The following is a 14,265-nucleotide window of genomic DNA, read 5'->3' on the forward strand; positions in this document are numbered from 1 at the left end:
CGGGCCATCACTCGTATCTCCACTGCTTGCTCCTGGGTCAACATCGACGGCCAAAAGGCCGTCAGCTTCGCCCAGGTGGGTCAGATTTACTTCGGCGCAGTGGGTCAGTTTTGCATCGGCGGCGACAGGCAGTAACGAGACTGGCATTGACCTGCCCGGACGTGATCAGTCTGTGCAGGTCCCAGAGCATCTTTAGCCCTGTTGGCGCTGCACCCAGGTCAACAGCTGCGCGAAGCCGAAGCGCCACGAGCACCACCGGCGCACACGTGAGCACTCGCGCGCTCACCGAGCCACCCAAGCACGACTCAAAGAGGTAGTCGCACGGCTTCTGCCGGAACCGCTCATCGACCCTGACCACGACCGGAAGCGGCGACACGATGCCGCCCAGACGGCCGCTGAGGTTGACAACAACGCACCTGCCGCCTTCCATCTCGACCGGGTCGGTCAGCCCAAAGGGCGGCAGCTCAAACTCCAACCCATCGTCCACCTCGACACCACACACTTCGCGGAGGCGGTCAGCGAGCTCACTGGTGGTCATCGGCTCTGTCGCCAGCAACTCCGCCTGCCACTCGAACGGTGCCTCGCCCCCCAGCAAAGGGTGAAGCATCAGGTCTCCGGACAGAAGGAGTTGGTCGCGGAACTTTGTGTGCTGAGCCAGCCGCAGGGCCAACCCCTCCGCCAGGTACCAGCTCAGTACGGCGCTGAACTCTTCTCGCCTGGCACGCGCACGGTCTTGAAGCTGACCCTGAACCTCCTTGACGCGGTCAGAGATCACCGGATCGACTCCATGTAGGGGAGCACCTCGGCTTCCACGCCGCTGACCTTGGCGCAGCGCCAGATGTCTTCCATGGTCGTGGTCCCTGTTCGAACCAGCGCCCGCAGGGCTGCCACTGCAACGTCGAGGCCAATGCGCGTCCTGTACTGAAAGCAGTCGGCAACAGTCTGGGCAGGCGACGTGAACTGCATCGGCACCTCTTCGAGGGTCACCTCGACCGTTTCCCATCCGGTAGGCAACGCACGGGGCCTCACGCCTTCCAGCGGCAGATGGCCAAGGTCTGGAAACCGGCTCGGAGCAGGCACGCACAGCCAGATATCGGGGCAAGGCCCGCGGAGGCCATGCCATCGCAACGCCGTCAACAGGCAGAACACGGCATTCGGCGCGTACAGCGCGACCACCAGAAGGTCGTGATGCAGGGAGAGCCCGCGGTTTGCGATCCGGTAGACGCCGCGGGCACGGGGTTCGCGGATCAGGACCTTGCCGTGCACGAGCCTGCCGATCGCAGAGCGATGGAGTCCACGGCCCGTCAGCGCTTGTGCGCTCGTGACTGAGCCAGCAGGAAGCTGAGATTTCGAGGTATCCACCGAGAGAACTCAATGTCTAGCGTTCGTAAATTTGGCTATGCACTATATGTCGACTCTGCATCCGCGGATGGACTTGTCTTCTGAAAGTGGTTCGGATGCACCCGAATGCTCGCCGTTCTGACTTGACGAGCCAGAAAAAGATCGATCCATGAACTCGATCTACCCAACTTTCTGCCACGTCCGCCATCCCGGCGCCCTGCCACCCCCGCCCGGCGCGCCCTGACAACGCGGCGCCACGAGCCTGCCTAAGTCGCCCTTAGCCGGGCTGCCGACGGCAACTCACCCAGAACGCATCGATGCCTGCCAGCGCACTCCGCGCGGCGGCAGGGCGGAGCTACGCCCGAAGTCAGAACCCAGCCAGGAACCCAAGCAAGACATGACCACGAACACACCTCACGACATCGAGACCTCGACTGCAGACCACCCTCTGCCTGCACAACCAGTCGTACCGCATCCGCAGAGCGACATGCCATTCACGCCCATCGAGACAGCCTTTCTCAGGCTCTTCGGGCATGTTGACCTTTTTGGCGGCATCGCCCCGGCATTGGCCGAAGTGGTAGATGCCCTGAATGCAGCACATCACGTCTACGGGACGCAGCGCTACGCCCAATGGGCCGAAGGTGGCACGAGTTTCGGGCAGCGCATCGACGCGATGGAGGCATGGGGAAGGCCCGAGCTTGGACTGCCTTCCACTGAAGAAGAGAAGCCAACGCCAGGCGACATGCTTTCACGCCTGGAGGACTCCTCCCTCGACGCGGATGAACTGCAGAAGGTCAGAGCTCTCTTCGGCGCCCGCATCGCCAGCGCACTCTCCAAGGGGGAACCACTGCCACGTTCGGCGATTGAGAACCACGAGTCGCTGCTGATCTGCAATCGCAATCGCTCCCGTCAGCACGAGGACTGGAGGACAGTCATCGGCCACGCAAAGATCGACGAGGACGGTCTGCGTGAACTCAAGCTCAGCCTGAAGAGCGCCGTTGCGCGCGACTTCATCGATGACGTCCTGCTCGCCTTGGGCAGCGCAATCGCAGATCCAAACGCGGCTGCCACTAATGCCCCCAGTGCTGGGGACAAGGCCGAGTCCACGGCAGAAACCCAGCATGAAGAGGACCCGACGGAGCTGGAATACGGTCAGCCAGCAGACCTGCTGATCGCTGACTCGCCGGCCCCGGAGTCGAAGCCCAGCGCCACTGAAGGCCACGGGAAACCCGGACCCGACAGTTCGCCCGGGGAGGTCAAGAAGATCTCGCTGATCGGTTGGCGGATCGTGGATGGCCTGTATGCGCCCTTCACGCGAAAGCTGGGCGTCACGACATCCTGGGGGGTAGCACCTCTGGCAGATCACACGATCGTCTGCAGGGCTCTCAAGCACGACTTCCTCGTTGGCGACACCGAGGTCAAGAACAAGGTCTGCGTCGCGTATCACAGCCAGCAGTGCTCTCTGCCGCCGCAGCTCGTCTTGACCGTGCCACTCACGGACACCGGTGGGTTGTTCTATGACGTCAAGGGCGGGTGCTACTGGGCGCCTTACTCGCAGGTCCTGGGAAAGGAGGACAAAGGCGACTCGCCCAAGGAGACGAGGCCTAAATACGGCCGCCTGCGGATCGCTATCGACCCCGACCTCGCGCAGCACCACCGAGAGCAGTACGCCCGCGTCCCCGGCGCCAACTGCCTTGGCGACCTCTTGGAGGCCGGCGCCACACCTGAGGCAAAGACCAAGTTTCTCAAGAAGTACCGGTCGTACCTCAAGAAGAAGGGCGACATCGTCCACCCTCAGTACGCTGGCCGCCACGCCCGATCGCTCGGCCCGGCAGTCAAGGAGATCACCGGCAGCGACGTGATGGCGATGTTCCTAGCCCTCGATAACTCGATGGCCGCCGCAGGGATGATGCACTACGTCACCCTGAGCCAAAGGTTCGTCCACGCGCAGCAACAACGCGTGCTGACCCGCATGGGCTGGAAGCCGCCGCCCGACCTCCCGCCCGATGACGAAGAGGTGCTCGGAGCAGACAAAGCCATCTCGTGGAAGGAATACATCGAAGGCTGGAAGGGCGTGCAGGCCGAGGCCACCGAAGCCCTGGCCGCACTCGGCCATGCCAGTTGCCTCGCCGAGATCGAATCCGCCTGGGGCAATCTTGTCCGCGCACGCTTGCTGTCCTTTGGATGCATCAGCGGCCATCGACTGACTCGCATCGCACGGCTCACCGGGCAGGCGATGTTCGGCAACGACCACTACATCTGCATCAGCGACAAGGTCGACTCACTCTACGACGCGTACCGCCTCCTGCCGGTGACGCTTCGCATAGCGCAACTGCGCACCTGCCTGCTGGGCGACCTCGATGCGCTTCACGCCGCGATCGCGCGGAACACACCTGAGGCCTTGAACGACGCCGTGGTGAAGGGTGCCCCCTCGAAGGTCGTCTTCTTCGGCCTGAAGGTCGTCGTCCGCAACGGCAAGGAGCGCCTCAAGCGCACAGGCCTCGATCTCCAAAAGGTCGATGACCTCAGCCAGACTCACTTCAAGCGTGAGGCCAATATCGGTCGCCATCAGCTGGTGTCGGGAATGGTTGAGGCTGGCGTCGACCACTGGCTCATCCGCGCCATGACGGGTCACCACAACCTGAATGCCGAGGTGTTCGGTGATGCCAGTGCTATCACTCCCCGGCACTTCCTGGAGCAGTTGCGCTCGGCATTGGATTCGCTGCTCGCGGACAGCGCCTTTGCACCATTTGCCGCGCCGGCAACCTCAGGGCGGCGCATCGCCTTCACAAAGGAGGTAGCTGCACCTCCAGTACGCGGTGATGCCTACGTGCATCCGCGGCGCGGCGTCGGAGGGCGGCTGCTCCCTCCGTTGGCCGATCGTCACACGCTGCTGGCGCTCACGACGACAGACGAAGTGCGGAGCCGGCTGCTCACGCCGGACGAAGCACGGGATCCCTGGATCGACCTGTTGCTGAGTTTCGTTGTCTTCGACGGCATGCACCATGAAGACGTCGCTGAGATTTGGCATCGCCTGCCTGACGCCCTCGTCTCCGTTGCCGCCACCTGTGCCGCAGCGTGGACACGAGAGGGAAGGAGCAATCTCTTGGTGGTGCCGCTGTCACCACCCACCCTGGCGGCGCTCGCAAGAGTTGCGGGCAAACCGGCGCCTGCGTGGTCGGCAGTGACCGCCGCTGCTGGCGGATGGCTGAAGACAGCGGCAACCGACGTGACTTGGCCAAAGGACCAACCGGAGATCCTCCTGGCGTTCATCGCCATGGCAGGACGATGGCTCAGGCTCCACCTGAATCCGGCCACCTACGCCGCGTCGCTGCGATGCGTGATGTCGTCAGCGCTCAGCGCTCACTCGATCCTGCGCTTGGCGACAGCTGACGCCACTGGACTGCCAGTTGACGTGCTGTCGAAGCAGAGGGCTCTGCGCCCGGGGCGCGTACGCCTTCGCACCGGTTCCCTGCGACAAGGAATTCGGGTCACCGGGACTGTGCTCTTTCGCTACGGAGGGACCCAGCAGCGCCATGGCGAAGACGAGGCGCGGGCGACAAAGGTTACAGCCGATCTCGAGAACAAGGAGCTCACCAGCGAGGACCTCGACGCCGACGATCACCTCCGCAACGAGAAGGCAGCCGAGGCGGTCCTCGGAGCGCTCGTCGGCCACCAACCGGTCGAGGACCTGCCAGCGCTGGCGGCACTCGCCGTCGTGAGGAAGGAGGCCAACCTGATCCTCGACCGCCACAAGGATCGTCGCAGTTGGGGTGGCATCGCGACCTATTGGACCGAGGTGGCGCTGGCCTTGGAACTGGTTTCACCTTCGGACGATATGCGCCAGTGGACCGGCGTCGACTTCGAAGCCTGGGTCGAACTCGCGGTGGCGGCGATCGCCCTCGACGCACGCAAGAAGGGCAAGAAGGGAGATCTCGAACTCGACGGCCTGCGCCGCTTCCTCAAGGTCGGAAGGATGCTGGGCTGGGAGGTGCCGCCAGGGCTGATCGATCCAGAAGACATCTATCGCCAAGACGGCATGCGCCAGTCCTCCGCGGCAACGCTCCTGAGGATCGAGGATTTCCAGGCGGCGCGCCCGCTTGTTCACCACGCGCTTCGAGATTGGCCACTCGCCCAGAAGCGTGCCGACCTGCTGCTCGACCTGTTGATCGAGGTGCCTGCGCGAACCGGAGAGCTGGACACAGCCTTCGCGCGCTGCGTGACCGACGCCTCTCGGATGCTCTGCATCCAGCCGGCAGGATTCAGCGCCCTAAAGAATCACCTCGCCGTCCGCTTGATTGCACTGACCGAGGCGCTTGCCGATCGTCTGCTCGACTTCGATGGAGAGGAAATCGACGGCCTCGGCGAGTTCCTGTTCCTCGACGAGGACGGCGACGACTGGACGCTGCTGAAGGCGATACGCGATGCCATCCATCAAGCCTTGCTCCTCGTCACCGGAGACGTGAACCTTCGCTTCCACGCCGCCCGCGGAAGCGCAGCCTGCCGGATCGCCTTCCCACAGTGGGAGAACTGGGCCAAGTCACTGCTGTCGGGCACAACCGGCGCGACGTTTGGCGACACGGCTCCGCATACGACCCGGGAGTCGGTCGCTCAAGCGATTTCGGCTCTTGGACACGGGAGAGTGCCCACGTTTCTGGGCTACTACTACTCGGTCTGGCCTTGGGTTCGTGCGCACGAGCTTCGCCTGACCTTGGTCGGCGTGAGTGTCTCCGTGGCCTACGAGAAGCAGTTGTTCGAGACAACGCAGGCGCGTCGCGCGGCCAAGTCACGCGCAGAGCGGTCCGGGCAGCGGTTCGACCACTGGGACTGGATCGGCCGCCAGATGGCAGCGCGTCTGGCGGCCCGTTCGCTTGAGAGCGGTCAGCTGCCACCGGTCTTGACGCCCGATGAAGGAGAAGACCCTGCAGCCCCAGCACTCGCCGCACTGACACGCTACGGCCTCTGGACCTTGGCCGGCGTGCCGAGTGCGACGGCAGGCCACCACTGCGGCGTCGGCGCCCTGACGGCTGCATCGATGGACGACGCCATCGCGCGGCTCGCGCCGTCGGTGGAGACGGTTTGGGAGCGTCGCGGACAGCCGCGAGGAGAACGAGGCGCCGACACCGATCTGGAACTAGCCAGGGGTGAGGTCGGCGACGCGTTCAGTGATCACTTCTCGTGCTTGCCTGTGGAGGCGCTTTCTCAGCTGAGTGACTGCCTAGCGGTCGACCGTCGGCGGCTGTTGCTGTTGTCGCCTGCATCCGCCTCGCAGAACGATGTGATCAGGAGACTGGCGACTTGCATGCCTGAGGGCCTCGCAACGCTGCTTGTGCGCGAGCCCCTGGGCGGCGCCTTCGAAGTGGATCCTGCATTGGTGCTTGAACTCGATGGGCGTCTCGCCGTGGGCACCAGGGAGCGCGACGTTGGACAGCACTGCCTGTACCAAGTTGCGCCGGCAGATGACCCCCACAACCGCAAACGAACCGGACCGCTCACCGGCCTCACCAGGGCTGCCTGCATCTCATCGCTTGCTGCACACCAGGTCTTGAAGGAAGTGAACTAAATGAACCGCGAAGAAAGGAACGAGAAGGTCCGCAAGAACCTGATCGACTTGTTTGCCTCAACGAAGCTCAGTCGGCCTCTGCTGGAAAAGCACGCGCGCCTGCTGGTGGGAGTAGCAAAGACGCCATTGGATGATTTCATTCACGCGTCGAGGCATGCAGGCATCGACCTCATGGCGGCAGTGACCGAGCCTGGCACAGCAGCGCTCTATGTCGACACCGAGCTGGCCATCAAGTTGATCCTGTCAGTCGGGCTGCTCCGCACCGAACAAAAGAAGCTCGAGGGGCCGAAGACCGACAAGGAGAAGGAAGAGCGCGACCGCGCCGTGAAGGCCCATCGTGATGCCGAAGGTTTGGCCCGCGAAGTCAAGTCAAGGGGCTTCACCATCGAAAAGTTCCACGAGGGAATTGCCAAGGTCGACAGCCCAGAACTCGTGAAGCGGATGATGTTCTCGCCGACCGCGGCCGGCAAGATCGTCACCGCAGACGGGAAGACGCTCGACCCGATCAACCTGCCGACCAAGAAGTTGAACTCCGATGGGCAGCACAGAGTGAGGATCAGCGTGGTCGAGGTCTCCCCGAGCGGCACGCACGCAATGGTCAAGCTCAAGTGGGCCGAGCATCCGGCCAACGCGGCGATCAAGGATCTGCTCAAGCGGTCGAGCCCGCTACGTCTCGAGTATCGAAGGTTCAAGGGGGTGGATAACCTCAGCGATCTGCTTTTGAGTCTTCGCCTCGCGCGTCGCGAGGCGGACGTGATCGTGACCGTGACCCGCGCCCTGCGCCCGTCAGACAAGGATCTCGACCTGCTGGTCTTGAAGGAGTTCTGCGGACTCAGGGAGTTGGCGGTCGCTGTCCCGGACGACCTTCAGCGGATCCAGGAGGAGCTTTGGGGAAGCCTGCGCTAGGGTTGCTCCGGGCATGCGTGGTCTTATGTCCACTGGGGTTCGAGTCCCGAGGGAGACGACCCAGCTACCCTCCCCCTGAAACTCCGCCTACACCGCGAAAGGGCGGGCACTGGGTTTCGTGAGAGATTGCGGTCCTGACCGATCCCAGGGAAGGACAACAAGACGTGGACATCGAAGCCCTGCAGGCCACCCTGCGCACCTTCGCGGCCGAGCGCGACTGGCAACCCTTCCACACGCCCAAGAACCTCAGCACGGCGCTCATGGTGGAGGCGGCCGAGTTGGCAGAGATCTTCCAGTGGATGACGCCGGAGCAGTCGGCCTCGGCCCACACCGATGCCGTCGTGCGCGAGCAGATCTCCGACGAGGTCGCAGACGTCCTGCTGTACCTGATTCAGATCGCCGACCACACCCAGGTCGATCTCAAGCGCGCCATCGGCCGCAAGCTCGTCAAGAACGCGAAGAAGCACCCGCCCCTGCGCACCGGGCTCCCGGCCGGCACCGCCGCCACCTCCACCGTCGAGACCCACGTGCTCGTGGACTGGGAGAACGTGCAGCCCAGGGAGGGCGACCTGCGCGCCCTCGTCCCCGACGTCACGGACGTCTGGATCTTCCACTCGCCGAATCAGAAGGTGGATCCGGAAAGCTATGGGTCCTTTGGGTCGCGAGCCACGCCCGTGAAGATCGCGCGCACGGGGAAGAACGCGCTGGACTTCCACTTGTCCTTCTACATGGGCTACATCGCGTCGCGGCACCCGGACGCGCGTTTCGTGGTGGTGTCCAACGACAAGGGCTATGGGCCGATGCTGGAGCACGCCGAGGAGCTGGGGTTCTCGGCGCGGCAGGCTGGCTTCGGTGCTTCCAAACCGAAGGCCAACGGGGGCCCGATGTTCTCACAGGCACCCACGCCGACCCCGGCCGTGATCCCGGCTGCGGTGGCGGCGCCGCCAGCTGCAAAGAAGGCTGCGGCGAAGACCACCGCGAGCGCGAAGACAGCAACCCCCGCAACGCCCAAGCCTGCTGCCAAGAAGGCCGCAGCAAAGTCCCCCGCCAAGAAAGCAGCTGCGAAGAAGACACCGGCGAAGACCGCGGCCAAGACGGCGGCCAAGAAGACGACCGGACAACCAGCAGCCACACCGAAGCCTCAAGCGGCCGCCAAGAAGGCCGCCGCCCTCGCGAAGAAGACCCGAGGCCTGGACCACGTGATTGCCAGCCTCAAAAAGACGCAGAGCAAGCCCGCGCGCCAAGCCGCCCTGCTGGCCATGATCAAGTCGCTGCTGGTGGCCAAGGACGACGATCCGATCATCCAGAAGACGCTCAACGACATGGTGGCCGCCGGCAAGATCGCGATCAGCGATACGGGCGCGGTGCAGTACAGCCTGTAGTCGTCCTGCCTCCCGCTTCCCCAGGTCGCGCTGTGCGAAGACTGTGACGCGCGGCCGGGCCGGTCGTGCGATCCCCGCATGGTTGCCCCCGTCATGTCGCTGGACGTCCTGACCGCATGCTTCGTACTGCTCTTCGATCCGGAGTAGGGCCACCGTCCCGGACATCCTGGGCGTGTTTCCTAGGGGCAAGGGTCGAAGCACGACGAAGCGCCATCTGCACTTTCATGACGGCCGCCCTCGTCGCGGCGTATGGATCGTGCTCAAACGCAAACCTCCATCAATGCCTCGAATGTGGCCTCCCCTTGTGCTCGTCGACCGCTTTCGATGTCGCCGATGAGCACGAGAAGCCGCTCCAGGGTGGGAATCTTCAAGCCAGAGTCGCGGGCGACATGCAACAGCACCCCGTACTGGCCGGCGACTTCGGTTTGCCGCTTTCGTACCGCCAGATCGCGCCAGACACCAGAATGCGTCTTGCTCGTCCTGGCGTTGAACGCAGCAAGCGCCGCGATGACGGCGCGCGCATTGGCCTCCGGTGCGCCCGCTTGAAACGCTTCCGGCCTGAATCCGTCGAAGCCCATGGGCGTCACTCCGCGTGCCTCAGCCAGGGCCATCACCTCCCGTCCAAGTTCAAGGAAAACGCGAAACCGCCGTGGGTCGGCAAAGTTCTCGCTCATCGACTCGTTTGTCAGCGCCGTAGCGACGAGCATCGAGCCATAGGCCAGCTTTCCCCAGAGATAGCCCCAGATGTTGTCCGTCAGCACGGCACCAGGCTCGAAGAGCTTCAGGAGCGCGTGCATGTGGCGGGTGCGCTGGCGTGTGCTGCCGTCGGTCTCGCCGACGACGACAGCACCGCGGTTGCCGTACAGGATGTCCCCAGGGCCATGCCAGTCGGCGCCGAAGTTCACGAAGCAGCCCATGACACGATCGGCACCCAGGATGCGCGACAGTGCGATCTCGTTGAGACCATTCTGCGCCGAGAGCACGAAGCCGTCCTTGCGCAGATGTGGCTCCAGCGAGGCGGCGGCTGCTTCAGTAGCCTGCGCCTTCACGGCCAGCACGATGCGCGAATACCGACCCCGAAGTGCGTCGGGAGTGCAGGCATCGACGCGCTGGACGAAGTCATCGACCGGGCCATGGACATGCAGCCCTGACCCACTGCAGGCGCGCACATGGTCTACCGCGATGTCCACAATGCGGACCGGCAGACCCGCACGAGCCCAGTAGGCCGCCAGCGTTCCGCCGATGGCGCCACCACCCCACACCAGAAGCGGGTGATCCGCGTCAATGCCAGAGCTTGTCGTCTCGATCACGGAGTCTCCAGTCCTGGCAGCTGTTTGCTCAGCCCAGCAAGGCCCTGCGCAGGGCCTCGCGGCTGTCGCGTGCGGCAGCCTGAGCAACGCGGGCCTGCACTGCGGCTCCGAAGCCATGAAAAGCTCCTGGATAGACGTGCATCTCCACTGGCACGCCCGCTCGCGTCAGTCGTCGTCCGTAGTCGAGGTTCTCTTCAAGGAAGAGGTCCAGCGCTCCAACCGCAATGTAGGCAGCAGGAAGACTGCTCAGTTCCCTCGCGCGGGCGGCTGCAGCCAGGTGGGAGACGCCATCCAGCCCTGGCGGATGCCCCAGCAGGGCCTCCCAGCCCTGTCTATTGCGCTCTCGGTTCCAGACGAATTCACCCACAAGTGGGTGGGGATCGCCTTCGACGCAGGTCCTGTCATCGATCATCGGGGCGGTCAGGTGCTGGAATCGCAGCGGCGGTCCGCCTGCATCACGTGCTGCCAGGGCCAGCGCGGCGGCGATGCCGCCTCCGGCGCTCTCGCCCTTGACCGCGACACGTGTTCGATCTAGCGCCAGCACGGCAGCCTCGTCGTGCAACCAGATGAGCGCGGTGTAGCAGTCGTCCAGCGGCGCGGGGTGGGGATGCTCGGGCGCCAGGCGGTAATCGACCGAACAGACAAGGCAGCCCAGGTCTGCCGCCAGCGACAGGTTGCCAGCCTCGGCAAACTCCGGGGCTCCGACGACGTACCCGCCGCCATGGATGTGCAGCACGGCCGGGAGCGGGCCGCTTCGGTTGACCGGGCTGTAGATCAAGGCACGAACATCACTTGCGCCCTTGCGACCGGGGATCCATACCTCTGCCCGCTCGACGCGTGCGTCGCTCGGTCGCGGTGACGCAGCGAGCATCCGGGCCAGTTCGTTGCGAACCTCGCGCACGTCGGTGATCGGCAAGCCGACCTGCGGATATGGGTCGATGACCGAGAGAAGTTCGGGATCGACCAGGCGGAGCGATGCAGTCTCGTGCATGGAGCGATCCCGATCAATGGCGACGGACAGCGGTTGCCCGCCCGGATATGTAAACACAATATACATCCGCCGATTGAGGCTGCCCAGTTCCCCTCAGTCCTTGCTCGCGTCGGAGCACAGGTTTGCCGCGTCTCCGACCTTGGTCTTCCCCACCCACACCCACACGGGATAACCCTGCCGCTCGTAGCTTGCAAACAAGCAGACGGCGGCATAATATGAACATCGTTCACACTGAGATCACGCCCATGCCATCACCTCAGCCGCTGCGACTTGTACATGCCTATCAGCAGTGGCCCATGCGCAAGGTCTTCCGCATCTCCCGGTCGGCGAGCGAATGGTCGCCAGTGCATGTCGTGCACGTCACAGATGGCGTTCACATCGGCCGCGGCGAGTGTGGCGAGCTGCCCTACGCCGGCGACACCCCGCAGAGCGTCGAGGCAGGCATCCTCGAGATCGCTGCCTCACTGAACGACTGCGGCACGCCAGAGCGCTTGCATGCCGCCTTTCCCGCGAGTTCGGCGCGCAACGCGGTCGATGCGGCGCTGTGGGACCTCGCCTGCAAGCGCCAGGGCCGCAGCATCTGGGATCTGACGGGTGTCGCGCATCGACCCAGCCTGGAGATCGACTTCACGATCGGCATCGCCGACCTCGACGAGATGTGCCGCAGCGCGGCCGCCCTGCGCGAGCAGGGCTACCGCGAGATCAAGATCAAGGTGGATGCGCGCGATGTGGTGGCGACGGTGTCGGCGATTGCCGCCGCGGCGCCCGGCGCGAAGTTCATCGTCGATGCCAACGAAGCCTGGAGCTTCGAACAGCTGCAGGACGTTGCGCCTCGCCTGAGCACGCTGGGTGTGGTGCTCATCGAGCAGCCGCTGCACCGCGACGCCGACCACGCGCTGGAGGGCTGGAAGAGCCCCGTCGCACTCTTCGCGGACGAGAGCTGCGACACTTGCGACGACATCGCCCGTCTGGCGCCACGCTACGACGGATTCAACATCAAGCTCGACAAGTGCGGCGGCCTCACCGAGGCGCTCGCCATCGTGCGCGCTGCACGCGCTCGCGGCAAGGGACTGATGGTCGGCTGCGCTGGCGCCACCTCGCTGGGCCTGGCCCCTGCATACGTGGTAGGTACGCTGTGCGACCACCGCGACCTGGACAGTGCCGGCATGCACTTCGACGACCGCACGGCGGGGATGGCGTACGAGCACGGCGAAATCCGCAGCTTCACGTCCGCACTCTGGGGCTGAGCCATGAGCCGCCCCGCACAGGCCACGGCAGCCCCGCGCGGGGAGGACGGCACCGGCCTGGGCTGGTGGCGCATGCTGGTTTTCTCGCTGCCGGCAGGGCCGCACGCGTTCATCGTGATGCCGCTGATGGTGGTGCTGCCCGGCTTCTATGCCAGCAACACCGCGGTGACGACGGCGCAGGTGGCTCTCGTCATCAGCCTGGGGCGTGTCTTCGACGCCGTGATCGACCCGTTCCTGGGTCACATGTCCGACCGCACACCCGGCCGGCTGGGTCCGCGAAAGCCCTGGCTGATCAGCGCGACGCTGATCTGTCCGCTGGCAATCTTCTTCCTGTACCAGCCTCCCAGGGATGCCGGCTTCGTCTACTTCACGGCATGGTCGTTTCTGTTGTACGTCGGCACGTCGATGTTCGAGATCGGCCGCGGTGCGTGGTCGGCCGAACTGACGCGCGACTACACCGAGCGCTCGCAGGTCTCGATGGTGACGGCGTTCTTCAACATCTGCGGAAGCCTCTCGTTCTGGCTTCTGCCGCTGCTCCTCGCCAAGACCGCCGGCACGACCGCCATCACGGGTGGAACGCTGTCGGCGCTGTCCTGGATCTACCTGTTCGTGATGCCGCCGCTGATGCTGCTCTCGGTGTGGCTGGTGCCCGTGGGAGTTCCGCAGATCGCTGAGGCCAGCCTGTCAGCCTGGCGCGCCATGCTGTCCTCGCTGCGTCTGTGCAGGCCGTTGTGGCACTACCTCGCCGCCATCTCGTGCTGGGGTCTGGGTCAAGGCACGTTCATGACCGTCCTCTACGTGTTCATGACCGACTACATGCAACTCGGCGAAAAGTTCCCAGTGATGATGCTGTCGTACTTCGTCATCCAGTTGCTGGTGATGCCTGTGTGGGGTCGAATTCTTCGGCGCGTTGATCGCCACCGCGCCTGGGCAGTCAGCCTGGCGGTGGACTGCTGCTCGCGCCTGTTGATCCTGCTGCTGCCGGTCGGGCCCGAGGCTTTCGTGCCAGCGTTCGCCGTCGTCGCGATCTCGGCCACCTTCGCCACGCCTTGCAACTTCCTGCCACCCGCGCTGCTGGCCGATGTCGTGGACTACAACACGCTGAAGGTCCGCAGCAATCAGGCCGCCCGTTTCTACGCACTGAACTCGCTGGCCATCAAGATCATGCAGGCGCTCGGTGGCGGGCTCGCCTTCGCCTGCCTCGCCGCAGCCGACTACCAGATCGGCAAACCCAACCCGCCCGAAGCCGCCTGGGGCCTGCTCGTGGCCTACCTCGGCATCCCGACCGTTCTGCTTCTGGCGGCAGCGGTCCTTGCGTGGCGGTTCCCGCTGGACCGCGTGAGCCAGCGGACGATCCGACGGCGCCTCGAACGGCTGGCTACCCGCACAGCTTGACGCTCAATCTGTCCCTCCAACCCGAACCATCCGATGACCAGCTTGACAACCTTGCTGCCCGCTGCTGCAGGCACTGGCGCCTTTCCGCACGCCCACTCGCGCTCCGCGGCGCTGCACGAGCGTGCACGGG

9 protein-coding genes are annotated in these 14,265 nt (G+C 64.7%); 5 read left to right on the forward strand and 4 right to left on the reverse strand.

Going from position 1 to position 14,265, the window contains the following annotated elements:
• Positions 1–61 precede the first annotated feature (61 nt).
• Both ENE75_RS24850 and ENE75_RS10540 read right to left on the reverse strand, forming a co-directional pair.
• Complete coding sequence (locus tag ENE75_RS24850; RefSeq protein WP_158288911.1) at positions 62–775, reverse strand: hypothetical protein; 714 nt, start codon at positions 773–775, stop codon at positions 62–64.
• Positions 772–1,362, reverse strand: coding sequence for a type IV toxin-antitoxin system AbiEi family antitoxin domain-containing protein (locus tag ENE75_RS10540; protein ID WP_158288912.1), 591 nt, complete (start codon positions 1,360–1,362; stop codon positions 772–774). Before ENE75_RS10540 ends, ENE75_RS24850 begins: the two co-directional genes overlap by 4 nt.
• A gap of 376 nt (positions 1,363–1,738) precedes the next feature.
• Between ENE75_RS10540 and ENE75_RS10545 the strand changes: the two genes are divergently transcribed.
• The 3 genes from ENE75_RS10545 to ENE75_RS10555 all read left to right on the forward strand — a co-directional run bounded on the left by ENE75_RS10545 (position 1,739) and on the right by ENE75_RS10555 (position 9,192).
• Positions 1,739–6,904: a hypothetical protein gene (locus tag ENE75_RS10545; RefSeq protein ID WP_158288913.1), complete on the forward strand. Its 5,166-nt coding sequence runs from the start codon at positions 1,739–1,741 to the stop codon at positions 6,902–6,904.
• On the forward strand, positions 6,905–7,810 hold the full coding sequence (locus ENE75_RS10550; protein ID WP_128198280.1) for a hypothetical protein: 906 nt from the start codon (positions 6,905–6,907) through the stop codon (positions 7,808–7,810).
• 164 nt (positions 7,811–7,974) lie between these two features.
• A complete protein-coding gene (locus ENE75_RS10555; protein ID WP_128198281.1) occupies positions 7,975–9,192 on the forward strand; it encodes a nucleotide pyrophosphohydrolase in 1,218 nt (405 codons plus the stop codon).
• Positions 9,193–9,452: 260 nt separating this feature from the next.
• Here ENE75_RS10555 and ENE75_RS10560 read toward each other — a convergent pair whose 3' ends face one another.
• Positions 9,453–10,502, reverse strand: a complete 1,050-nt coding sequence (locus ENE75_RS10560; RefSeq protein WP_199232277.1) for a ketopantoate reductase family protein — start codon at positions 10,500–10,502, stop codon at positions 9,453–9,455.
• Between the two features lie 28 nt (positions 10,503–10,530).
• Positions 10,531–11,493 (reverse strand): alpha/beta hydrolase, encoded by a 963-nt coding sequence (locus tag ENE75_RS10565; protein ID WP_128198742.1) that lies wholly within the window; start codon positions 11,491–11,493, stop codon positions 10,531–10,533.
• 296 nt (positions 11,494–11,789) lie between these two features.
• Between ENE75_RS10565 and ENE75_RS10570 the strand changes: the two genes are divergently transcribed.
• Entirely contained in the window at positions 11,790–12,740 is a 951-nt protein-coding gene (locus ENE75_RS10570) for a dipeptide epimerase (RefSeq protein ID WP_158288914.1), read from the forward strand.
• A gap of 3 nt (positions 12,741–12,743) precedes the next feature.
• Positions 12,744–14,135: an MFS transporter gene (locus tag ENE75_RS10575; protein WP_128198284.1), complete on the forward strand. Its 1,392-nt coding sequence runs from the start codon at positions 12,744–12,746 to the stop codon at positions 14,133–14,135.
• Positions 14,136–14,265 lie beyond the last annotated feature (130 nt).

The organism is Rubrivivax albus, from assembly GCF_004016515.1.
GTDB lineage: Bacteria > Pseudomonadota > Gammaproteobacteria > Burkholderiales > Burkholderiaceae_C > Rubrivivax > Rubrivivax albus.

Excerpts from the sequence above, each read along its gene's own strand:
- ENE75_RS10575 (WP_128198284.1), top strand. The coding sequence starts at position 12,744 with ATGAGCCGCCCCGCACAGGCCACGGCAGCCCCGCGCGGGGAGGACGGC.
- ENE75_RS10570 (WP_158288914.1), top strand. The coding sequence starts at position 11,790 with ATGCGCAAGGTCTTCCGCATCTCCCGGTCGGCGAGCGAATGGTCGCCA.
- ENE75_RS10565 (WP_128198742.1), bottom strand. The coding sequence starts at position 11,493 with ATGCACGAGACTGCATCGCTCCGCCTGGTCGATCCCGAACTTCTCTCG.
- ENE75_RS10550 (WP_128198280.1), top strand. The coding sequence starts at position 6,905 with ATGAACCGCGAAGAAAGGAACGAGAAGGTCCGCAAGAACCTGATCGAC.
- ENE75_RS10545 (WP_158288913.1), top strand. The coding sequence starts at position 1,739 with ATGACCACGAACACACCTCACGACATCGAGACCTCGACTGCAGACCAC.